This window comes from Rhizobium sp. T1470 (assembly GCF_042140505.1).
GTDB classification, from domain to species: domain Bacteria; phylum Pseudomonadota; class Alphaproteobacteria; order Rhizobiales; family Rhizobiaceae; genus Rhizobium; species Rhizobium favelukesii.
Map to the genome: position 1 here is coordinate 1,702,075 of NZ_CP148091.1, position 23,136 is coordinate 1,725,210.

At 59.6% G+C, this 23,136-nt stretch carries 19 protein-coding genes and 2 pseudogenes; 5 read left to right on the forward strand and 16 right to left on the reverse strand.

Going from position 1 to position 23,136, the window contains the following annotated elements:
- Positions 1-86: 86 nt before the first annotated feature.
- From WGT02_RS08510 to WGT02_RS08550, 9 genes are all read right to left on the reverse strand, one after another.
- Positions 87-557, reverse strand: a complete 471-nt coding sequence (locus WGT02_RS08510) for a hypothetical protein (protein ID WP_037071051.1) — start codon at positions 555-557, stop codon at positions 87-89.
- 29 nt (positions 558-586) lie between these two features.
- Complete coding sequence (locus tag WGT02_RS08515; protein WP_024317105.1) at positions 587-955, reverse strand: response regulator transcription factor; 369 nt, start codon at positions 953-955, stop codon at positions 587-589.
- 68 nt (positions 956-1,023) lie between these two features.
- A complete protein-coding gene (locus WGT02_RS08520) occupies positions 1,024-1,680 on the reverse strand; it encodes a response regulator transcription factor (RefSeq protein ID WP_024317106.1) in 657 nt (218 codons plus the stop codon).
- On the reverse strand, positions 1,673-3,256 hold the full coding sequence (locus WGT02_RS08525; RefSeq protein ID WP_208248289.1) for a sensor histidine kinase: 1,584 nt from the start codon (positions 3,254-3,256) through the stop codon (positions 1,673-1,675). The genes WGT02_RS08520 and WGT02_RS08525 overlap by 8 nt, the downstream gene beginning before the upstream one ends.
- A gap of 193 nt (positions 3,257-3,449) precedes the next feature.
- Positions 3,450-5,072, reverse strand: coding sequence for an MFS transporter (locus WGT02_RS08530; RefSeq protein ID WP_208248287.1), 1,623 nt, complete (start codon positions 5,070-5,072; stop codon positions 3,450-3,452).
- Positions 5,069-6,214, reverse strand: a complete 1,146-nt coding sequence (locus tag WGT02_RS08535) for an HlyD family secretion protein (protein ID WP_024317109.1) — start codon at positions 6,212-6,214, stop codon at positions 5,069-5,071. The genes WGT02_RS08530 and WGT02_RS08535 overlap by 4 nt, the downstream gene beginning before the upstream one ends.
- 8 nt (positions 6,215-6,222) lie before the next feature.
- Positions 6,223-6,594 carry a hypothetical protein gene (locus tag WGT02_RS08540; protein WP_024317110.1) on the reverse strand — a complete coding sequence of 124 codons (372 nt, stop codon included), beginning with the start codon at positions 6,592-6,594 and terminating at the stop codon, positions 6,223-6,225.
- A gap of 808 nt (positions 6,595-7,402) precedes the next feature.
- The gene (locus WGT02_RS08545) at positions 7,403-7,852 is read right to left on the reverse strand and encodes a hypothetical protein (protein ID WP_024317111.1); all 450 of its coding nucleotides are present in this window, start codon (positions 7,850-7,852) and stop codon (positions 7,403-7,405) included.
- Between the two features lie 131 nt (positions 7,853-7,983).
- On the reverse strand, positions 7,984-8,613 hold the full coding sequence (locus tag WGT02_RS08550; RefSeq protein WP_208248285.1) for a TetR/AcrR family transcriptional regulator: 630 nt from the start codon (positions 8,611-8,613) through the stop codon (positions 7,984-7,986).
- 181 nt (positions 8,614-8,794) lie between these two features.
- On the opposite strand from WGT02_RS08550, the pseudogene WGT02_RS08555 reads away from it, so the two are divergent.
- Together WGT02_RS08555 and WGT02_RS08560 are read left to right on the forward strand one after the other, a co-directional pair.
- Positions 8,795-9,104, forward strand: a pseudogene (locus WGT02_RS08555) (biotin/lipoyl-binding protein); the annotation flags it as partial.
- 571 nt (positions 9,105-9,675) lie between these two features.
- Positions 9,676-10,086 (forward strand): hypothetical protein, encoded by a 411-nt coding sequence (locus WGT02_RS08560; RefSeq protein WP_225039601.1) that lies wholly within the window; start codon positions 9,676-9,678, stop codon positions 10,084-10,086.
- 333 nt (positions 10,087-10,419) lie between these two features.
- Here WGT02_RS08560 and WGT02_RS08565 read toward each other — a convergent pair whose 3' ends face one another.
- Positions 10,420-12,189 (reverse strand): acyl-CoA dehydrogenase C-terminal domain-containing protein, encoded by a 1,770-nt coding sequence (locus WGT02_RS08565; protein ID WP_208248283.1) that lies wholly within the window; start codon positions 12,187-12,189, stop codon positions 10,420-10,422.
- Between the two features lie 354 nt (positions 12,190-12,543).
- Positions 12,544-12,837, reverse strand: a complete 294-nt coding sequence (locus WGT02_RS08570; protein ID WP_024317117.1) for a hypothetical protein — start codon at positions 12,835-12,837, stop codon at positions 12,544-12,546.
- Positions 12,838-13,007: 170 nt separating this feature from the next.
- Between WGT02_RS08570 and WGT02_RS08575 the strand changes: the two genes are divergently transcribed.
- Positions 13,008-13,649, forward strand: coding sequence for a TetR/AcrR family transcriptional regulator (locus WGT02_RS08575; RefSeq protein WP_024317118.1), 642 nt, complete (start codon positions 13,008-13,010; stop codon positions 13,647-13,649).
- 316 nt (positions 13,650-13,965) lie between these two features.
- Here WGT02_RS08575 and WGT02_RS08580 read toward each other — a convergent pair whose 3' ends face one another.
- Entirely contained in the window at positions 13,966-14,454 is a 489-nt protein-coding gene (locus WGT02_RS08580; protein ID WP_225039603.1) for a Crp/Fnr family transcriptional regulator, read from the reverse strand.
- 404 nt (positions 14,455-14,858) lie between these two features.
- Between WGT02_RS08580 and WGT02_RS08585 the strand changes: the two genes are divergently transcribed.
- Both WGT02_RS08585 and WGT02_RS08590 read left to right on the forward strand, forming a co-directional pair.
- Positions 14,859-17,066, forward strand: coding sequence for an EAL domain-containing protein (locus WGT02_RS08585; protein ID WP_208250483.1), 2,208 nt, complete (start codon positions 14,859-14,861; stop codon positions 17,064-17,066).
- A gap of 115 nt (positions 17,067-17,181) precedes the next feature.
- A pseudogene (locus WGT02_RS08590) lies at positions 17,182-18,719 on the forward strand (globin-coupled sensor protein); the annotation flags it as partial.
- A 383-nt stretch (positions 18,720-19,102) separates the two neighbouring features.
- On the opposite strand, the gene WGT02_RS08595 reads toward WGT02_RS08590, so the two are convergent.
- The 4 genes from WGT02_RS08595 to WGT02_RS08610 form a co-directional block, all read right to left on the reverse strand.
- Positions 19,103-19,717, reverse strand: a complete 615-nt coding sequence (locus WGT02_RS08595) for a glutathione S-transferase family protein (protein ID WP_024317120.1) — start codon at positions 19,715-19,717, stop codon at positions 19,103-19,105.
- Between the two features lie 41 nt (positions 19,718-19,758).
- On the reverse strand, positions 19,759-20,658 hold the full coding sequence (locus WGT02_RS08600) for a glyoxalase/bleomycin resistance/extradiol dioxygenase family protein (protein WP_024317121.1): 900 nt from the start codon (positions 20,656-20,658) through the stop codon (positions 19,759-19,761).
- Positions 20,659-20,844: 186 nt separating this feature from the next.
- The gene (locus WGT02_RS08605; protein WP_208248281.1) at positions 20,845-21,909 is read right to left on the reverse strand and encodes an OmpP1/FadL family transporter; all 1,065 of its coding nucleotides are present in this window, start codon (positions 21,907-21,909) and stop codon (positions 20,845-20,847) included.
- 212 nt (positions 21,910-22,121) lie between these two features.
- Positions 22,122-23,078 (reverse strand): fumarylacetoacetate hydrolase family protein, encoded by a 957-nt coding sequence (locus WGT02_RS08610; RefSeq protein WP_024317122.1) that lies wholly within the window; start codon positions 23,076-23,078, stop codon positions 22,122-22,124.
- Positions 23,079-23,136 lie beyond the last annotated feature (58 nt).

Here is a 23,136-nt window from a genome sequence, read left to right on the forward strand (position 1 = left end):
CGGCTCATATTCCTGGCTAGTATCGTTTGGCTCGCCGTCACGCGGGCTGCCCATGCCGAGACGCCAACCGTTCTCGCTAAGAACGATCAGAGAACGCACGCCTCATACCGGGACGAGCCGATCATTGACGTCCGCACCTGCGAGCCGCTGCCGGAAGGACCCGTCTCGTAGTTGGTCGGCCGGATCGCTCCGGCGAGGTCGTCGAGCCGGCCTTCCTTGAGGCCCGCGACGTTGAAGCGGGAATCGCCGACCATGTAGATCCCGAACTCGTCTCGCAGGCGGTCGACCTGCGCTTCGGTCAGGGCGAGGCGCGAGAACATGCCGCGGTGGTCGGCGATGAAGTCGAAGCGCGAGGAACATCGTCTTGTCTCCTTGCGCGCGTTGCTTTCGGGACACGCCTGTAGCCGGCCAAACAGAAGGTCGCTTTCCCAGACGGTGTCGGTCAGGAGATGCATGCATTGGCGAAGCGCCGAATTCCTGATCGTGCGGTTCGCTTCGCTCTGGTGGGCCGTGCCGATTGACGATGATGTGGCGCGCTGTGGTATTCCCGAGCGCAATCACGGCAATTTCAATTGCCCTTCACCTCTCAGTGCCCGAGCGCCGACTCCAGGCAACCGATCAGCTTTTCGATATCGACAGGCTTTCCAAGAAAAGCGAATGCACCCGCGTTCATCGCCGCGCTGCGCGTCCGTTCATCCTTGTAGGAGGTGACAAAGATCATCGGGGGGCGCTGCGAATGCTTGTTCAATTCAGCCTGCAGCTCGATCCCACTGAGACCGGGCATCTTCACATCGACGAGCATGCAATCGATTATCGATCGCGGTTCGAAGGCGAGAAACTCTTCCGCCGAGGCGAACACCTGGCACTCGTAACCGCAGGACTTGACGAGATCATCCATGGCTTCACGGATAGCCTGGTCGTCGTCTACGACGGCTATGGTAGGGACTGGGGGCAATGAAACGACCTTTTTTGACTGCTTTCGAAGTCTTGTTATGCGCTCATGCCCGCTTCAAAGATACCATACTAAGATACAGGTGGTCGTACGCCATCGCCCAGCATTTCGGCCTTCCTCACAAGCTCTGCCACCGAGCGAACGTCCATTTTCCGCATCACATTGCCGCGGTGCAGTTTCACTGTGACCTCGCTGATGCCGAGCTCATAGGCGATCTGCTTGTTCATCAGCCCCCTGACCACCGCTTCCATGACTTCGCGCTCACGCGGTGTCAGGCTTCCCGCAAGCGAGGCAACGGCTTCGCTCTGCGCATTCTGGCGTCGGCGCACGGCATCGCGCGCGATCGCCGTTGCCACCGCGTCGAGAATATCCTGATCCTTGAAGGGCTTGGTCAAAAAGTCGACGGCGCCGGCTTTCATTGCCCGCACGCTCATCGGAATGTCCCCGAATCCGGTCATGAAGACAACGGGCATCTTGCTGCCGATGCGCTCCAGTTGCGTCTGGAATTCCAGACCGCTGACACCAGGCAAGCGCACATCGAGGAGAATGCAGCCGGGGCGATCGACGTTTGCGGCCTCCATGAAGGCCGTCGCGCTGTCGAATGCCTGCGCGTCGAATTTCATCGAGCGGAACAGGTCCGTGAGCGCTTCTCGCATCGAGAGGTCGTCATCGACGATGAAGACCACAGGTCCGGGCGCTTCCTTTTGTGACTTGCGTGTCTCAGCCATGTTCCACCTCCGGCTTTATCAGAAGGCGCATTTCGAAGATCGCGCCACCTTCGGGATGATTGGTTCCATCGAGCTTTCCACCACGGGCCTCCAGTGTGCTGCGGCAGATTGACAGGCCCATGCCCATGCCGGTCACCTTCGTCGTGAAAAACGGGGCAAACAGCTTGGCCTTCGCATCTTCGGTGATCCCGGGTCCGGAGTCACGCACGGCAATACTCACATGCTCGATATCCGGCCGCTCCATCGCTATCTCAATGATCCGCTGTGCACTGCCGGCCTCGTCCATCGCCTGGATAGCGTTGGTCATGAGATTGATCAGCACCTGCTGCAACTCGATCTTCACGGCCGAGACAGGCGGAATGTCAGGCATCCGGTCGACAAGCACGGTCGTGCCACTGCGCTGTAGCTCGTGCTCCATCAACGCCATCGTCTCGTCGATCAGCCTATCCAGGCTGACGTTCTCGAGCTTGTTGCTCGAAGGAGAAAGCAGGCTGCGTGTATTCTGGATGATCTCGCTCGCCCGCTGGCTGTCGCGGATCATTCTTTCGGCCGAGCGGCGCACGGCGATGAGATCCGGTGGGTCGCGGTCAAGCCACCTCAGCAGCGTTTGCGAATTGACGACGATCGCGCCGAGCGGCTGGTTGAGCTCGTGCGCAAGCGATGCCGACATCGCGCCGACCGTCGCGGCCTTTGATGCCTTTGTCAGCTCCGCCTGCGCTTCGGCTATGGCCTTCAGGGCCATTTCGCGCTGGGTGATGTCGACCATGCTGACAACAACGCGGTTGAAGGCGGCCGGATCCTCGGGAAAGCTGATGCTGAGCAGCACGAGCTTGTCTTCGCCGTTGTCCGCCCGTGCCTCGACCTTGTCTTCGAACACCCTTGCGTCGTCCATGATCGCCTGAAGCACGTCAAGGAATTTCTCTTGCCCGGGGAGGGCGGACCGGCGCAGGGTGCCGACCGCCGCCGACTGAGGTCCCAGCAGTTCGCGTGCCGCTTCGTTCGCCGCGACCACTTCGATGAGACCGACGCAATGATCGACGACGGCCGGATTAATGCGCGCATGCGCCTTGATATCGGTGATGCCCTGCGCCCTGATATCCACCAGATAGCTGCGCAGCTTCGAATAGTCTCGCTCCCAAAGGGCCACGCGCGTGCGGTCGAAAATCGACCGGTATCTGGCCTCGCTGTCCTTCAGCGCGGAGTTGATCGAAAGGAGCGCGAGGCGGGCGCTCTCCGTTTTCAGGAGCAGCATGGTCGTAACGAACAGCGCAGCAAGCGCCACAATCAGGCGGATGGTTGATTGAAGGTCTGCATCGTTCCTATGCGTGGTGGCGTAGGAAAGAAGCGTGAGGGCAGCGCAAACGGCAGCGATGACAAGCAGGCCGGTGCGCGTGGTCGCTTGGGCGGCAAGCAACATGGTGACGACATAGAGAACCGCGACGGCGCCCTCGATGTCCGTATAGGTATCAACGTAAAAGACCGCGGCTGCAAGCGCGACGGCAATGAGGCCGAAAGCCAGATTGTGGCCTGATCCTCCGACATCGCGAAAGCGAAATATCGTTGACGCTGTAGACATTGTTCCCCCAGCCGATGTTGCCGAAACCATACCTTCTTCCTGGCCCAGTCTAACCTATACATAGGTGTGAGTCGGACTGGCTTTTGCCGGGCAGCCACAAGCCTGGGGTCGAACGCCATGCTTCGTCTTGGACGATCGTGTGACTTTGCTCCGATATCGCCGCTGACCGGCAAGCATGATGGGCGCTTGTCGATCAAGCGGCCTTGCTCTGTGCAGCTGGGGTCCCTGCTGCGGGCCCCTTATGATGAAAGTCTGGGTGGAGTGGGCCGAACGGCATCGCGCCCATCAGTGTGACCAGCCCCAAACCAACGACGGCGAAGCAAAACGACAGGATAAAGCCATCGGAATAGGCAAGCACATAGGCCTGCGCTCGCACGTGTGTCGCAACGGTCGACAATGCTTCCAGGCTTCCCCGCGACGAGGCACCGAACAGCGTCTCCAGCCTGGCCATCACGCCATGAAAATCTCGTGAAGAGGCCGTAATGGGGCCAGTCAGTATGTTGGAGTGAAACTGCTCGCGTTGCCGCAGCCAGGTGCTCAGCACACTGACAGCCAGCTCAGCACTTCCAAGACGGATGACCTGGATATAGGCGGACGCCGCGGTTGCCCGCTTTGGATCGGTGTTTGCCAAGAGGTAGACGACAGTTGAGAAGAAGGTGAACGACTGGCCCGCGGTAAACAGGAAAACGACGGGCAGGAAGTTCCATGGAGACCATTCAATCGTCAGCCTGGAACCAATGAGAGAACCGAGCGCCATCGCCACCAGACCGATGAGCATGCACAATCTCGAGTCCACCCGACGTTGCAGATAGACGGCCAGCGTGATGAAGACAAAGACCGGGATGACGGCACCGACGACATAAAGTTCTGAAATCGCAATGGGTCGCAACCCGACGACGTTTTGCAGGAACGCCGGGATGACGATCGAACCGCCGGAGCTGGAGAATGTGAAGGCGATAATAACGGCGTAGCCGAGCCCGATGTTACGCGACAGGATGACGCTGGCATGCGCCCAGGGGAGTTTTACCACGCTCTCGTTGATGAAAAATCCGATGACAAGGATTGCGCCGCCGGCAAGAAGCGAACTGATGATGCCTGACTGGAACCAATCGAGCCGGTTTCCCTGGTCAAGAGCGATATAGAGCATCGTCATCGATGAACCGAGCAACAGCATTCCGCCCCAATCGGCAGTCGCAAGCAAGCTGACGTTGATCTCCTCCTTGGGGGCCGCAACGATCAGCAAGAGCGCAATAAGTGGCGCGACGATCACGTCCTGCCAATAGAGCCATTGCCAACCGAGGTAGTCCCCATAAACCCCGACAAGCACGAAGCCGAGGTTTTGCGACAACGGAAGGCGAAGCGCGTAAATCGCAATTCCGACCAGCCAGTATCTCATGTCGAGGTTCCGGAAGATCACCATGATCGTTGCCGGGATGAAGACGCCGAGCAGCAGCGCCCGCACAGCATGAAGCGCATAGAGCGCCGTCCCGTCATGGAGCAGCGGGATTGCAAACGAGATGCAGGCGTAGACAAGGCTCGAAGGGATCATCACCCGGCGGACGCCAAACACTGTGGCAAGCCATGCCACCGCTGACGAGATGAGGATCTGCGGTGCGTTGGCAATGGTGTTCAGCCAGGAGGCCTCGTCGGCCCCCAATGAATAGGCGCCCCGCAGGTCTGGAAGGCCGACAGTAAAGACCCTGGTGTCGAAACCAACGACGAAGGATGCCAACAGCAGCGCCGCGACGATCAGGTGAGGGCGGCTGGCTGTCGTGCCACTCGTCACCGGACCAAAGGCGCTGGCTGCGGCGCTCACGGCTTTGCGTCCGCCGCTGTATCGACGCTGACGACAGCCGACATTCCCGGCTTGAGCTGATTGGCGAGCGTTTGGCCTGGATCGAGATCGATCCTGACAGGAATGCGCTGCACGACCTTGGTATAATTGCCGGTGGCATTGTCAGGCGGCAAAAGCGCGAAAATGGAGCCGCTTGCCGGCGACAGCCGGGAGACCTTTCCAGAAAGCGTCTGGCCGGGAAATGTATCAATGGTGACCTGTGCCGCACGGCCTGGGGTCATACGGGCAAGCTGTGTCTCCTTGAAGTTTGCCGTCACGTAGACGCTCGGAAGGGGCACCTCCGAAATGACGCTGGTGCCGGCGGCGACAAAATCGCCTTCGTGGACGAGCTTGCGGCCAACGACACCATCGAAGGGTGCTGAGATGCGGGTGTATCCCTGGCGGATCAGAGCTGTGTCCAGATTTCCCTGTGCGGCGCTAACCTCAGCGCGCAACAACGGATCCTGTCCATCAAGAACCTTCAACTGCGCCTTCTGTTGCTCGATGGCGGCTGCGGTCGATTTGACGGCAGCCTGGGCCTGGAGATAGGCCGATTGTGCCTGCTGCAGCAGCTGCTGCGACGTGGCATCTCCAAGATTTGTCTGCCGGTGAAACTCAAGCTCAGTCTGTGTTTGCTGGGCAAGCGCGGATGCGTTCTGCGCTTCGGCTGCCTGCACGACAGCCTTCTGCAACGCGACTTGGTTCGCAAGATTTGCGAGCGAGGCGTTGGCGGATGCCAGGTTTGCTTTCGCCACCTCGACGGCGGCGTCATACTCGCGGGGATCGATTTCACCGAGCAACTGGCCTTTCGTGACCCGCTGATAGTCTCCAACCGGCGTGCTTCGTACCGTGCCGCTAACCTGCGCGCTGAGAGTGGAGACATCAGCATTAATCACCGCATCGTCTGTCGATTGCCGGGCAGCACCGGCCACCCATCGGTTCCAGTCTGCCATGACCAGTGCCATGCTGGCGCAGACGACCGCGATTGCCAGGGCCGGAATGGCGAGCCGTCTGATTGTCGCCGTGGCCGTCGAAGGCTGCGGGCTAGGGGCGAAAGCCTCCCCGGCCGGCGCGAGACTGGCCGGCGGTGGGCTGAGGTTTGTGATATTGAGTGGGTCGTCCATGACGAGCCTCACTCGTTTGTGTTGGCGGAAATCTTTGCCCGGACGGCTATGGGAGCGGGCACGACCGAAACGTGCCAGCTGTTGTGGAACTGCGCCCTGCCCAAGGCCATGAAGGCCGTGCCGCCGATCAGATTGGTGATCCAGACCAGATTGTGAAGAGCGCCGGCAACAGTGATATTTGCGGGATAATCGCCAATCAGCCTCATGGAGAAGGTGGCAGGATCGACATGCACACCGGCGGGGAACGTCAGAATGTCGCCGAAGCCGATATAGGCGCCCGCCATCGCCGCTCCTATCAGGAACGCGAAGAACAGGGTGCGGACCATGGGTGCGTTGCATTCACCCAAGCGGGCAAGGTTGGTGACGGAATCCTGGTACATGACGAGATCCTCGCATCCTGCCCGGACCGAGCCGAGCGCGTCGCTGGTTGATGCAAGGAGTCTAGTCGAACGGACTGGTGCGGTGAATCATACGTAGGTGTAGGTGATGAGTGGTGTAGGATTGGCACGCGGGACGACTGCAAGCAAAGGACACAGGGCGCAGCTCGCGATCTCATTCGCGCTCCTTCCCGGGCAAGGAGGCCTGGAAAGAATGACCCCGGTTCCGTCGGTAACGAAAATTGGAGACGCTGCCTCGATCTGGCAGTCCACTGCCTCACATGGACGTGGGTGGCAAAACGGATTGTCGCGATCGTGAGCTCGCAAGCATGCTGATCGCCAAAATCCTGCGGCCTGGGGGAGTTATGCCCGATATTTGGAAAGGATTGTTGATGATGCCGTGGTTTCTTGCAGGGGCCAAAGCCTCCGGCTCTTATAAAAAGTAGGCCGTCTCCGGGCAGATGGAGACGGCCTAGGCGGACCTTGGGAGGATCCGCGGCCTCGGCGGAGGGGAGGGACACCGAAGCCCGGTAGCTGGGAGGATGCTACCCGCCTCATCGAGGGGTTGAGGCGATAGAGAAAAGGTAGGCCTATCGGGGAGATTGCGTAACTACACTTAGGTATGGTCCCGCCTATACCACCAGGCAATCTCGGTCCATCTGCGCGCTCGTCTATCGATGAACGTTTCCGACCGGTGGGCGCGTGAGAATAACCTTGGGCGGCCATACTCTGCGTCGTGCCCATGGGCTGGAGGTAAATTGCTGGGAGGAATGTGGCTGGTGGTAGCTTTGCTACCGAGTTCGGTAAAATCCTATCGCCGAGTAGATAGGTGCCCTGCCGCCAATTCTGTCCGGCAAGCCTCGCCAAAATCGAGGAGAAAGTTCATCGCGCCGGAACGGGCAAGATCCCGGATTTCAGAGAGCGAGCGATTGGGTGTCAGATAGGTTTCGACGATCCTTGCCATCGCCAGCTCGGCTGCATCCACGACCGGACGGGATGAGATCAGACGCATCTGGGCGACCAATGCGTAAAGCAGCACGAGGTCAGAGACGTCGTCCTTCTGGTGGCTTATTGCATCACCATAAAGCCGGGTGGCTTCGGCGATGAAATCCGAAAACAGCTTTTCGCGCTTGGCAGCCTCGAGCTCCCGATGTTTTTCCCTCACCTGTGATCGATGCGTCATCCACGTGGTAGCAAACGAGGTCAGGCTGCCAATCGCAATGCCGGCGAGACCCATCAGAGCAGAGATGTAGGCGTCCATGAGAATTCTCCTCTCGGAACGAGACGGCGCGCGCACCACGTAAATGACAGAGCGGTTGCCCGACCAGCTCCAATATTCAAGCTCGCTCGTCGAAATGTCAGCAGGTCGCCGATCGGGAGGCTTGGGACGTCCTACTTGGCAGGCGGAGGACCTATCCAAACGCCCTCTGGTACCGTGGGGATACAATTCGCCAATCCGTCGAGCATGCCTTGCAAGACGTTTTCGGTCAGCTCCTCTATCCTGTCGCTGGGGCCGACGAGGCCGTCTACCAGCAGCAAAGTGAGTCCGTGCATTTGCGACCAAAATATTAGAATGGCCCCGTCAATCGTACGTGTGTTTGCCGCGGTGTTTGGAATGAGACGCCCGAGCGCGCCGTCGCATATCGCGTCTACAATTTGGGCTTTCATGTTGTTCGCCGCGGTTCTTTCGATCGCAGGATTGTTGACGCCGCCGCAAACATACGCGCGCGCCATGGCTGCCAGCCGCTCGCGCGGACTGTCGAGTTTCTTCGTCGCGTCGGTCATCTTTTTTGCGAGGAGCTCGAACCCTACCGCCGAGACGGCCGCCAGCAATTCACGCTTGTCGGCGAAGTGTTTGTACGGGGCGTTATGGCTGACGCCCGCTCGACGGGCGAGCTCCCGAAGCGAAAACTCCGTGCTTTGGGATTCGCTGAGAACATCGAGTGCGGCACGTACGATCGCCCTGTGCAGGTCACCATGGTGGTAGGGGCGCTGCTCTGTCGTGGAAATGTCTTGGGTCATATCCGTCCGTTTAGGTGCTGAAGTTGCTCTTGTCAACATTTTTACTTAAGCGATGTTGGCATTGCCCACTCCAACGTTTAAGTGGGCGTTGTCAACATCGCCAACCGCCCCTTATTTCGCATCAGATTGAAGACTGCGGCGAACCGGCTCTCTTTTGGTCACAACCCCACCGGAGCAAAACATGCAGTCCTTTCGATTGCTGGGAATTGGTCTCGCCTGCGCAGTTCTGGCTGCCTGCGAAGACAAAGCTGAAGTGGTGCCGCCGCCGCAGCAGGTCCGCGTTGTTGCGGCGTCGGCGGCTCAGTATCAACCGGGTGCGGAAATCACCGGCGATGTGAAGGCACGGGTCCAGACAGAACTCTCTTTTCGCGTCAGCTCGAGTTCTCGAGAGAAAGGTCGACGTCGGATCGCACGTCCACGCCGGCGACGTGCTTGCAAGGCTCAACGACACGGAACAACAGGCGGACGTGAGTGTCGCCCGCGCCGCGCTGGTGAGAAAACGACCTTGGTAGTGGCCAATTCGACTGTAAATAATTGATTTTCTGCATCCCGAAGGGAAATTCGATCGAGAAATGGCCATTCTTGAAGCTAAAACTGGCCAAAGATCGAAGGCAAAGAAAAAGCCGGATCGAAATCCGGCTTCTCGACATTTCCAACTACTCGGACGGGAAAAGGTGTAAGACATCAAGCCGCCGATAGAAGGCCATTTCACTTGACGTGAACGCTGGGTCGATGAGCGATTCCTCGAGAAGAAGCCTGAGCTTCTTGCTGTTCCAGCCTAAAGTGGCCGCAAGGTTCGAAAGCGGAACTCGCGCGAAACTGGTCCTCGCCGTCGCGCAGCAGATCGTACCCGGTGCCCGCACATGTAGACCATTCCTGTTCGTCGATCGCCGCCATCCGGAAGCGGGTTCCATGCCTCACCGAGGCCCCAACCATTTCGCAAAGGCGAATAGCGACGTATAGCCGAAGAGTATCGAGCCAAGCCGCGCCTGTGTCGGTACCCGCGAGCCTTGCCTCCACATAGGTCTGAAGGCTGTCCGTTTCCCAGTGTTCGGCGCAGGATTGCAGCGCGTCGATGTTCTCATTCTCTACTGCCAGATTGGCAGCAAAGGTGGCAAGGCTGCCGAGAAAGCAGTCCTCGAGGAAATGTACGCGGGTTCCGGAGGGGGTGAAGGATCTGATCTGCATCTGGCGTTGGACATTGCAACGATCCTCATTGCGACCCACGGCGTGAGCGCCTTGGGTTTCACGAGCTTCACAGGATCCCGCGACCTCGAACGAATTCGTCGCACGGATCCTATCCTGAGGCGGCGGGTTGAACGCCTGCTTGCCGAGGAGCTGGCGCGGGCGGAGGAAATCATCAGTGAACGGCGGGCGAATGTCATGCGGGTCGCCGAAGCCCTAATGGAACAGGAGGTTCTGTCGGGCGAGGTTGTCGCTAAGTTCATCCTAGGACGAAATTCTCCGTCCTAGGTTCCGCCAAATGAGGTCGTGGAGGAATCCTGGTTCGCTCGTCGAAGGCGGCCGCCCCTGGCCGCCCTACCGGCACTTGCTGCTGCGTGGAATCCAGGTCACGCTTGATGAACAACCTTGGAAAGGCCTGCTCGAATCCTTGTCGACGTCAAACACCGGCGAAAATCGTGCCCATGATGACCACCAAAGTTCCCCGGAGTAATTTTGCGGAGAACGCCTCGTAGTCGAGCGACACGGCTGAACCCAGACCTCCGCGGCTATGAGATTGGATCGGGTCGGTTACGCCTGGCGGACTACCACGCGTCGATCGTCCTTTATCCGGGCACCCTTCAATCATAGGATGTCGGCGTCAAGTGCCATGATGGCTGAAGCGCCGGAGCGGATCGCCGCTTCCAGTCCCAGAGTTCGAGGCAGCAGACGGGCCGCGAAGAATTGCGCCAGGATAAGCTTGCGCTGCTTCAGTTCGGCAGTCGCATGGGCGGATGCAGCAGCCTTTCCAGCCATGCGAACCCACAACCATCCGAAGGTAACCAGCGCGAAAAAGCACAGGTAGTCGGAGGCGCTAGATCCCCCCTCCGACGGATCTTCGCCAATGGCCAACAGATGTTCCGTCAGTTTCGCCAGCCGGGCGAGGGCCTCGCCGACGGCTGCCTTCGCCGTGTCAAGCTCGGCCGGTCCTCCGGCTGCGAATAGTTCGGCACGCATCATCGCGAAGAACCGCCGCGGCAGATCGCCATCTTCCATCGGCAGTTTTCTGCCGACGAGATCCATGGCCTGAACGCCGTTCGTCCCCTCGTAGATTTGAGTGATGCGCGCGTCGCGCACATACTGTTCCATGCCCCATTCGCGGATGTAGCCGTGCCCGCCGAATACCTGCTGCGACAGGACCGCCGTCTCGAACCCGAAGTCGGTGAAGGCAGCCTTTACTACCGGCGTCAACAGGGCGACGAAGCCAGCGGCCTTGTTGCGCTCTCCTTCGTCGGGATGAAGGGCGGCGATGTCCATCTGCATCGCGGTCCAGACGCCGAGCGCTCGTCCAGCATCGGCAAACGAACGCCCCGTGAGGAGCATCTTGCGCACATCGGGATGCTCGATGATGGGTACAGGGCCGCGGGCGCCGTCCGTGGAGCGGCCTTGCAGGCGCTCGCGGGCATAGGCGACGGCCTTCTGGTTGGCTGCCTCGCCGATGCCGAGACCCTGGACGCCGACGAACAGGCGCTCGGCGTTCATCATCGTGAACATGGCGTTCAGGCCGCGGTCGGGTTCGCCGACCAGCCAGCCGATGGCCCCGTCATAGTTCATCACGCAAGTCGGCTGGGCATGGATGCCCATCTTGTGCTCCAGCGATCCGACCGACATGCCGTTGCGTTCACCAAGCGAGCCGTTCTCGTTGACAAGGAACTTCGGTGAAAGGAATAGACTGATCCCCTTCACTCCCGTCGGCGCATTGGGAAGGCGCGCCAACACCAGGTGAATGACGTTGCCGCCGAAATCGTGGTCGCCGGAGGAGATAAAGATCTTGGTGCCCTTGAGCGCAAAAGACCCGTCGCCGAGCGGTTCCGCGCGGGAAGTGAGCAATCCGAGGTCGGTGCCAGCCGAGGATTCGGTGAGCGCCATGGCGCCCGTCCATTCGCCAGAAATCATCCTAGGCAGGTACTTCTGCTTCAGTTGGTCGCTCCCGTGGTGGGCAATCGCCTCGACGGCGCCGCGGGTGAGGCCTGTGAACAGGCCGAAGGAGAGGTTGGTCGATGATAGCATTTCGTCGAGCAGGATCTGGAGCACGCGCGGCAGGCCTTGGCCGCCAAACTCCGGAGCTCCAGAAAGCCCGGCCCAGCCGGCCGCGACAAAGGCCCTGTAGGCGTCAGCGAAGCCCTTCGGCGTGGTGACCGCGCCTTTTTCCAGTCGGCAACCTTCCTCGTCGCCGGGGCGGTTCAGTGGTTCGAGCACCTCGGCGCAGAACTTGCCGCCTTCTTCGAGAATGCTCGCGGCAAGGCCCGTATTGACCTCTTCGCAGCCCGGAAGGGCGACCATCAGCGCGTCGAAGTCGAAGACCTCGCCGAGCAGGAACGTTATGTCGTCGATGGGGGGGATATAGGCAGCCATAGGTTTTCCTTCGTTGGTTCAGTTGCGCTGCGGCTTGACGGTCGCCAGCATGTGCTTGACGCGATTAGCAGTTGCCGGCGTTGCGAGGAGTTCGATAAAAGGTCTCGCGCTCGAGCGCGATGACAGGGTCTTCGGTAAGCGGCTTCAGCGGATCCGCGTAGGGACCAACCGGTCAACACGTTGGCGACCGCGCGTCCCACCACGCCGTCCTGGGCGGTGGCGCGTCCGGCCAGCGCCTCCCTTCGATGAAGTTGCGGATTGCGGATGCCCCGAAAGGTGCCGGCGTGACGATCACCGGTGATTTCGGCGCGACATAATTTTCCGCAAGGGCCAGGGCCTTGGCTTTGGCATCGATCAGTCGGCTGCGGTGGTGATGCCGTCCGAGGCTCTCATAAAGCCGAGGTTGCGGCCTGGACGGCGTCGCAATGAAGCAGCAGTTCGCAGGCGCCGTCGAGCCCCAGCGGACGCTGCGCTCCCCCAAAGAATGTGGGCACCAACTTCGGAACTCTTTTTCACCACAACGGCCGAGATTTCCTGTCCTGCGGCGATCGCGCGCTGCTTGATCACGATGGTCGCCGAAAGACCTGCCGGCTTGGCGCCCATTATCACCACATCAAGTTGTATGGCTTCCCTGGTCGTGTTGATCAACCTTTTCTCCTTGTATTGTCGCGATGAGATGTATCAAACGGTTGTTACAGTCCGCAAGGACAAAATTTGGCTCTGCAGGGGAGGCGAGGCGTGGGGAGTTGGGAAATGCGCAAGTCTGCGCTAAGAGCTTCTTCAGATGGGCGCAGGACATACGATCACCAGGAGAGGCGATGGCTGAAGTTGAAAATCCGAAAACGGCGGCGGCAGCAGAGGGCAGGCTGGGTGGCGCATTGCTGCAGGGCGAGTTCAGCGACCGGCACCGGGACATACTGGAAGCCGCCGCGTCCCTCTTCGCAGAGCGCGGCTATTCGGCGACATCGGTCCGCGATATTGGCGAGCGTGTCGGGCTACTCGGCGGCTCCCTCTATCATTATATCAAGTCGAAGGAAGCGCTTTTCGTCCGCATCCATGACATTGCACTGCAGGTAGCCGAGGACCGTATTCTGGCCGCGGTATCAGGACTGACCGATCCGTGGGCGCGGCTGGAGGCGGCATGCGTCACCATGCTGGAAATTCAGCTCGACCCAAATTCGCTTACCATGCCCCTAATGAATGACTTCGCTTCCGCCCCGTTGGAGATCCGCGAGCGCCTCGTCGCCAAGCGAGACGCGTTCGAGCAAATGTTCCGGGACCTGATCGCTGATCTTTCCCTGCACCCCGCGTTTGACAGAGGCGTTTATCGTCTGCTGCTTCTGACGCTCCTCAATAATGTCGGGAGTTGGTATCGCCCCGGCGACATGACGCCGGAAGACATCGGCCTTCAGATCGTTCGCATTTTCCGACACGACGAAATTTGTGCGAACGATGGGTAACACTGACACGCGCCAAATCGAGTGGTGCGGTTGGCAGGCTTGGTACTGCGAACTAGATGCCGGCCATTCGCTCCTTCACGAGGCGCTCATACCCTCCGGTTGGCGTTGGCGCATGGGTGCTGCTTTGAGGGCCGCTTTTCGACGATCGTCCGGACGCTGCATTTTGAGCTGACGTCGCTCAGCAATTTGAGACCTCGCTCCCGTTCCTCTGATCTGACGCCTGCCGAGTTCTAGTGTGGCTCTGTCAGGCGCAGCCGGCAGGACTTCGGTGAGCACACCCGCCGCCTGGCACAGGGAATCATGCTCCCAGGTCCGCCTACATGGATGCCTTTCGGATCTTGTGAAAGCACTCGCAGGCCTTCGATTCGAGGCGTGCGCGATTCGCGATCGTAACGTCCCCACGGGAATATTCGATAAGTCCTTCGGATGCCAGTTCTGAACAAATTGCATTCACTGTCGCGCGCCGTAGACCCAGAACCTCCGCTATCACCTGCTGCGTTAGATTGAAACGGTCCCCCACTACGCAGTCATGAGCCCTCAGAAGCCAGCGAATGCTCCGTTGCTCCGCGGAATGAAGGCTATTGCAGGCCACTGTCTCCATGAGTTGCGTGATCAGCGATTTCGCGTATCGCAGCATGGTTTCCCTGACGCATTGGAACTCCTCCAGTGCCTCGTCGAGGTCGGCTATCGAAAGCCAGGAGGCATAGCCCGGAACCTGTGCGACGCACATGCCGAGCGCACCGGTTCCACCCATGATCAGCCCGAAGCCGAGGAACCCCTCGTGCCCCACGGAGGTTTTCTCCACGCGCCTTCCATTCGCCATTTCCGTCATCAGCGAGATAAGACCCGTGTGAGGAAAAACGGCGTGAGTGAAGGGCGCACCCTCTTCGTAAATGACCTCCCCGGCGACCATGGGCCTGACGAGCGATCTTTTCGCAATGAAGTCTTGGGCTGCCGGCCTTAATGCAAGCAATAACCGATTCCGAATTGCGTACTCTTTCAAGTTAGCCTTCCAAACAAAAGTTGCTTTACTCCAGATGACATACTTTGCGTTAACCGACGCAATGTACGGTAACGAACATAGTTAGTTCCGATACCGTACTATGAAGGCACGTGGCTGAGTACGCTACGACTTCGAATACCTCCTGTCGACCGCAACCGCGTAACGCCGTCTTGGAATTTGTGCAAGTCCAGCAAGGGGAACAAACAATGCCGGGCCAAGAGAACAGAGCAGACTTATTGAAATCCGAACAGAGAAATGCCGGGCCACATGCGTGCGCGACCCTGGATGATCTTAAAGACATGGTGGCGGAACTGGCATCATTCAAAATGGCGCTTGATCCCCATACGATCGTTGGGATTACCAACCGCGCCGGAACGATCGCCTACGTGAATGATCATTTTTGCCAGATCAGCAAATATTCGAGATTTGAACTCCTGGGAGCCAAGCACAGTCTATTGAACTCGGGACACCATCCGCCATCGTTTTTCCAGGAGATGTGGCGGACGATCTCAACGGGGAGCACGTGGCACGGAGAGGTATGCAACAGGGCAAAGGACGGTTCGCTCTACTGGGTCGATACGACCATCGCGCCAAAGCTGGACGCATCAGGTTCCATTCGTGGCTATGTCTCAATTCGGTATGACATCACGCAACGCAAATTGGGCGAAGAGACGCTGCTGGAAGAAAATCTCCGGCGGGAGCGCATGGAAATTCTTCTCCGCGACATCATTGAGACAATCCCCAATGGCGTTGCTGTGTACGATGGAGACGATCGGCTCGCCTTGTTCAACTCCGGCTTCCAAGACTGCTATAGGCGGACCGGGCCCGCCATCCGGGAAGGCCAACCGTTCCAGGAGATTTTGGAACGCGCAATTGCGTGCGGCGAGTTTGCGGATGTCTCGTCCGGGGATGATGGCAGGCGGAACTGGATCAACACGAGGCTGCGCAATCACCGCAATCCGGGAAGGGCATTTCTACTGGCGCTGACTGGAGATCGGTGGCTTAAGGTGCAGGAGCGGCGATCTGCCTCCGGATACATCGTCGGTGTCCAAACCGACGTCACCGATCTAAAGAGGGCAGAGCGACAGATCAAACTCCAGGCGGAAACCGACCCACTCACGGGCCTCCTTAACCGCCGTTCCATGATTGAAGGACTGGATGCCGTTATATCCTCTGAACGGACAGACCGGTATAGTGCGCTGGTGCTCGTCGATCTGGACCACTTCAAAGCGATCAACGACACTTTGGGCCACGGCGCGGGCGACGTACTTCTCGTCGAAATCGGAAAACGCTTCAAAGAAAGCGTGAGGAAATCGGATTTTGTCGCCCGCCTAGGAGGTGACGAATACGCCGTCCTGCTCGTGGATATCGGCAGCGAAGCCAACGCAATCCGGATCGTTCGGAAGATGCTGAAGGGCCTCGAGGCCCCAGTCCGGCTCGGTCGAAAGTCAGTTAACGTCAGCGGTAGCTTCGGACTGGCTGTCGTCCGGAGCACGAAGGCAGGTACTCCGCTAGAAGTAATCAAACGTGCCGACATTGCCCTCTACCAGGCTAAACGCAACGGACGGTCGACCTATGCCGTCTACAGCACAGATATGGAACGGAGCATCCGGCACCGAAATGGGATGGTCGAGGCGCTGCGCCGTGCAATCGAACGCGACGAAATACAGGTGGCTCTGCAACCTCAGTTACGGTTTCTTGACGGAGCCCATTCCGGTTTCGAGGCTCTCGTCCGCTGGAAGAAGGATAGTGAATGGGTACCGGCGGCGGAACTCATATCTCTGGCGGAGCAATCGGATCTGATTAGTGCGGTTGGGCGATCCGTTGTTTCCGCTACTCTCAGCGTGATGCGCGACATGAAACGGAAGGGTCGCGTACCCGGCAAGGTGGCCATCAACGTTGCCGCGGCGCAGTTGCGCGACCTCAACTTCGCTAAAGAACTCCTCGCTGCCATCGCGGCTCACGGACATTCGGGTTCCGAGATCGTCATCGAAGTCACGGAGAATGTCATTCTCGACCGTACTAACGAAGCGATCGGTGTGACGCTGAACCGGTTGTCGGAGGCAGGCGTCAAGATTGCGCTTGATGACTTCGGTACGGGCTACGCTTCGCTGACCCATCTGCAGCGCTATCCGGTGTCGTACATCAAGATAGATCGCTCCTTTGTCGCGGACCTTAACCGTGGCTATGGAAACGGTGCGATCGTGAGGGCCATTATCTCCTTGGCCCACGACCTCGGCATGGAGGTAGTCGCGGAGGGTATCGAGACGCAGGCCCAATATCAGTCCCTTATGGAGATGGGTTGTGACTATGCGCAAGGGTATCTTCTGGCCAAACCCATGCTCGTCGAGCAGATCGACGCTTACTTCCTCGATTGCGAAGCAAAGCGGCCGGTTGCCGCACTGGTCGCTTGATCGTTTTCCACCAAGCAGAGGAGAATAATTCATGTCGCATCACTACCCCCATCCCGCATATAATCAGCGTTCGAATGCCGGCTCCGGCACGGCGGAGGAAAAAAAGCAGAACGTCGCCCGTCGCCTCGAATTCATGCAGTTGGATACTGCTGGCCGCGCCAGCATCCGTTTGCTGAAGGCTGTTGTGGAACGCGAGCTGCCAAACGGTCTGGATAAGTTTTACGCGCAACTCCGCCAGAGCCCCGAAGTGAAGAGGTTCTTTTCAACGGAAGAGCATATCGCTCGCGCCAAGGGGGCGCAGCAGGGCCACTGGATCAGCATTTCCAACGGCAATTTCGATGAAGACTATGTCAACAAGGTTCGAACGATTGGATCGGTTCATGCCCGGATTGGCCTTGAACCGCAGTGGTATATCGGTGGATACGCGATTATTCTCGACCATCTTATCGGCAGCGCCGTTGAAGAGGTGTTCCCCAGGGGCGGTCTGTTTTCCAAGAAGACAATGAAGCCGACCGAATTCGGAAAAGCACTCGCAAGCTTGGTCAAAGCCGTTTTGCTGGACATGGATCTGGCAATCTCCGTCTATATCGACGAAGCGGAAGTCGCAAAGCAGAAGGCACATGCCGAAGCAATTTCGGCCGAGCAGAAACTGGTCGCCGACTGTTTTGGCAAGGCGATGGCCGCCATCGCCGCCAAGGATGTAGGCTATCGGATCACCGACGATCTGCCGGAAGCCTATCATGGGCTGAAGAACGACTTCAACGATGCCCTGGAACAACTCTCCGCGACGATTGCCAAGATTGATGCCGGAGCTTCGCAGATTCATTCCGGGGCCGAGGAAATTTGTTCGGCCGCCGACGATCTGTCTAGGCGAACGGAACAGCAGGCTGCCTCGATCGAACAGACGGCGGCGGCACTCGAACAGATCACGACGACCGTCAAGGATTCAAGCCGGCGCGCCGAAGAAGCCGGTCACCTCGTCGGCAAGGCCCGGGTGGGCGCGGAGAAATCCGGTCAGTCGTCCAGCAGGCGGTGGCGGCCATGAGCGGGATCGACACCTCGTCGCGCGAGATTTCGAACATCATCGGCGTAATCGATGAGATCGCTTTCCAAACGAATCTCCTGGCGCTAAACGCCGGTGTTGAAGCCGCGCGCGCCGGCGACGCCGGGAAGGGCTTCGCTGTCGTCGCGCAGGAGGTACGTGAACTTGCACAGCGCTCCGCCATGGCGGCAAAGGAAATCAAGAACCTGATCAACAATTCCGGTGAGCAGGTCAAGAGCGGCGTAGCCCTTGTCGGAGATACCGGTAAAGCGCTGACAGTGATCGTTGATGAGGTCAAGGAGATCGACCGGCACATCAATGCCATTGTCGAAGCTGCCCGTGAACAGGCAACAGCGCTCCAGGAGATCAACACCGCCGTCAACACCATGGATCAGGGCACCCAGAAGAACGCTGCCATGGTGGTGGAGACCACGGCGGCAAGCCACGCGCTTGTATCCGAAGTGGTGGGAATCGCGGAGATGCTGCGGGAATTCAACATCGGCGAGAACAGGCAAAAGCCGACTTCCAGGCCCGAACCGGCACCGGCGTTAAAAACAGCCGCGATGACCCAGAATATGACGGTTAAGAGATTGCAGGCGAAGGTCGCATAGCAACATCGCATCGCGTGGAAACGTTGCAGTCGCACGCGACAATTGAGAAGAGTTTTTATCTATCGCGATCCGGAACTGCGGCTGCTGCCGCAGTTCCGAGACTGAAGTAGGTTGGCGCCGGTGGAGTAAGAAGTAATTTTACTTCGAGGAGGTTGCACTGCCGGTCGACCAAGCGGCCACTGCGGAAAGCACTGAGCCAGCCCCCCCATCAGCCACAAAAACCACCGCTTTCCGGCGCAATCATCGTCTGCGCGCTTGCTTCATTCGCTATTCGGTTCGCCGACCGACGAGGTCGAAGTGAACTTCCGCAAGAAGGCGGGTCGAAAGCATTTGTCTGGTATGAGTGGGGATCCTCCCGCGGCGAGCGGTTCCCTCGGAGATCATCAGGCGGAGGAGCGATCGGTCGCTCGCAGCACGCTCGGGCGCTTCAGCATTTCCTCGTAGAAAGCGTTGAGCGGCGCGGGCAGATCGACGTTCAACGCTATGGCCCATTGCGTGACGTAAAACAGCGCCGCATCGGCGACCCCGGGGCGGGTGCCCGACAGCCACGGCGTCTCTCCCAAAAGAGCGGAGACATGGTGTAGACCGTCAGTCGCCACCTGCAGTCCATTGGCGCGCAATTCCTGCTGCGCCGCTGGCGATGAGACGAACTTGCCAGGCATGATGACTAGTGCAAAGCCGCGCATGTGAATCGTGCCTACGATGAACTCCATCACCTCCGTCACGCGCGCCGCAGCGTCGGGATCGTCGGGAAGGAGCCCGGCCTCGGGAAAGCGCCATGCAAGCCAGAGGGCGATGGCCTGGAACTCGGTCAGCACCGTCCCGTCGTCACGGAGTAGGGCGGGCACCTTGCCCTTGGGATTGACTGCCAGGGAGGCATCGTCGCGCTGGTGGCCGGATGACAGATCGATCGCCGAGACCTTGTGGGGGACGCCGATTTCCTCGAGGAGAACCCGGATGCCCAGCGAGCAGGATCTGGGAGCGTGAAAAAGTTGCATAAAACTGACCTTTGTTTCGGAAGGTGACGCGATCGTGTGGATCAGGCCTGCGCCAGGCTGAAGGCGAACTCGGTTTCCCAAGCCGCGAGTTCCGTGAGCTTCCATTCGCGCGGAGCCATCGGGAAGTGCCCGTGCCAGGGGCGTGCCTCGCACATGTTCAGTTCCGGGATGAACACGTCCATGTCGGTGTAGAGCTCGATCAGCACCTGGTCGGGGTCGTAGTGATAGCTGGCAATGTTGTGACCGGCGGTATGACGCGTTGGACCCCACTTCACCGGAAGACCGCGCTCGGCCAGCAGATCGCCTGCCATCGCGTGGCTGGCGTTGCCCTTTAGCTGGAAGGCTATGTGATGGACCCGCTGGTCCGGCATGCTCACCAGATTGACGACGTGGTGCTCGCGATTGCAGGTGATGAAATTGGAGATGCCCGCGATCGTATCGGTGAACCAGAAGCCCAGGAAGTCCATGAAGAACGTCTTCAGCTTCGGGCCTTCGGGCGAGATCACCGCCACATGTCCGAGCCGGAGGGGTGACACGCCGGTACGCTTGAAGCCGGGGGCGGGAGCATCGATGTCGGTATAGAGCTGCAGCGTTGTGCCGGGAACCGGCTCGACTTCGACCAGTTCGCGGATTCCCGGCTGACTGTCGGACTTGATCTGAGCGCCCAGGCCGAAGGCGCGCAGCTCGGCCACGAGCTGCCTGAGTTCGGTGCCGGGGTTGAGCTGGAAGCCGAGATGGCCCATCGCCTTGTGCATGGCTTGGCGCAGGACGATGTTGTGGTGCTCGTAGCCGATGGACAGATAGCTCTCTCCATCATGACCGGTCGCGGTCTCGCTCATGCCTATGGTTTCTGCGTAGTGATCCCTGGCGCGCATGACGTCGGGCGTTTCCAGCGCGACGTAGCCCAGTTGGAACACTCTCGGGGCGAATTGTTTGTGCACAGTTTCCTCCATTGAGATGGGTTATGTTTGGCGCCCCTCGGGCGCGGGTTGATGCCGGTTCCGCGATACCCGCGTTACCGAAACCTGGCTGCCGAAGGACCCGTGTGGAAGCGACGACGAGGTCCGCGCGGGAGCGGTTGCGTGGGTGATGTTCGAGGATCTCAGTGTCTGCGGCGGCAGCTCCGGTCAAAACGCGTACCCGACCTTGACGGCAGCGCTGAGGACGTCGTTGTCCGTGAAATTTCCGAACGAGCCCGAAGCATCGCCGAACTGGTAATAGGTTATGGCGCTGGTTATCTTCACCTTGTCCCTGGCGTAGATCGCGCCAAGTGTCGCGCCCCACAGTCCGTCCGTTGCATCGATTGGTGCGTCAGCCGATATGCCGGTTTTCGGCTCGTAGGTCAGGGCCGTGAACCCCGCCCAGTTCTCGCTGAACATTTGCACTACGCCCAGTCTGTAGGTCGTCGTGTCGTTGAAGTGGGTGAGCGATCCCAGAGGATAGCCCGGCGGACTGATCGTGGTTTCACTCCATTCGGCCCAGCGGACCGACGCGAAGACCAGCGTCGAAAGACTGACAGGGGCCTGGAGATCGACGTTGACCGATTGCGGCGTCTTGACGTTCGTCGTTCCTACGTAGGCACCGGACGTGTCCAGATCGTAGTCGATCGCGGAATTGTACGTGACGGCGATCCGGACATGGGCTTCGGGAATTTCGAAGGCGCCCCCGACCACGTAGCCGACCGCCCACGTGTCCTCGAACTCCACGTTGGCGAAACCGGCAGGCAGGCCGCCCGCAAAGACCGAGATGTCGGTGTTGCCGCCGAGGCGCTGGAGCCTGGGACCGCCGAACACGCTGAATCGATCCGTGAGTTTGTAGCGCAGCAAGCCTGTAATCGCGATCGACTCGACTTCCCCCGACAGGCCGGACAGAGGTCCGCGATCATACTGGAGTTTGCGCCCGTAGGGATTGTCGACGATGACTGCTCCCGAGAACTGCTCGTTTATGTCGTCCTTGAAGGCGCCATTGTAAAATGGAAGCGTGGGCGCGGTGTCGCCCGAAGCAAACGGCGGTCCGGCGGCGGTGATTTGTCCGGCCACATCCGCACCGCCGAGGCCGAGCCCGAACTCGGCGTAGCGCCCCGGTTCGAAAAGGACGTCGTTCGGTTGCCCCAGAATGTCGAAGCCTCCCGCCATCGCGGGCGTGATGAAAAGACAGCCGAAAAATCCGGTCAGCAATTTAGTAGTCTTCATGCAGGTCTCCCTCCTCCGAGACGTCCGCCTTTCCGCAACGCCCAAGGAATGGGCGTTTGCCACCATGCCTGCAGTCACTGCGCCTTTCCTCCAACCAGCCGTCTCCCCCAGACCGAGCGGCCGGACTGCGGCGACCCTCGAGCCCATGCCGCCTCCGGCGATCACGCTGCGGAGCGAGCTGCATCGACCCGCCCGTGCTGGTCCGCCTGGGATCACGCGTCCACGACTTCGAGCATCTGGCGGCCGAAATCGACCGTGCCGTCGTCGGTGCGCATTTCGGCGCGCATGACGTCGCCCGGCGCGAGGTAGCGCGCGTGCGCGGTCGCCTCCTGGGCGATCGCCTCCTTCCGCTCCGAATCCTTGAAGAGCTTGGTCGTCAGAATCTGGGCGAGGGCGGCGCTGGCTTGCAGGATCACGCCGCCTGGCGTCCCGGTCAGCACCAGATCGCCCGCAGACAGGTCCATCAGCGACGCAACGTCGTTGAGGCAGGTTTCCGGGCGAAAGACGAAGTCACGGGTATGGGCCGACTGCCGCAGTTCGTCGTTCAGCCACAGACGGATCTCGATCCTGTCGAGCAGGTCGGCTACCTCGTTTGGCTCGGGAACGACCAGCCAGGGACCGCAGGGGCAAAAGGTGCGGGCGCTCTTGCCGCGGAACCACTGAAGGAAGGCTTCGCCGAACATCACGTCGCGGGCCGACACGTCGTTGCACAAGACGAGTCCGCCGATGAAATCGCCGAGGGTCTCTCTGGTGACGTGATCGCCTGCTCTCAAGGGTCGTTTCAATACGAGCCCGAGTTCCACTTCGTAGTCGAGCATCTGAACTCCGTCAGGGCGGATCACGGGATCGAACGCCCCTGACAGCGAGGATGCGGCCTTCATGAAAAGCAGGTTTTTCTGGCGTGGCGCATGCCCTGATTCAATCGCGTGATCTGCGTAGTTCAGACCCTGGCAGATGATCTGCGCCGGCGCGGTGACGGGGCTCAGAATCTTTGCCGAGGTGATCGGGAGACGTTCGACGCCCGCGCGCGTCTTGAGTTCGGCGGGAGAAAGGCGAAGGATGTCGGAGGTCGAGACGAAGATGCCCTCGAGTGGTGCGATCTCGTCTCCGTCTACAATCCCCCACAAGGGGTCGCCGCCCGTCGTAAATCGGGTCAATCTAACTACCATTTTTCATTTCCTTTGGTTGGAAGGGCCACTTCGAAGGCGGTTCGAGCATCCGCTCAGA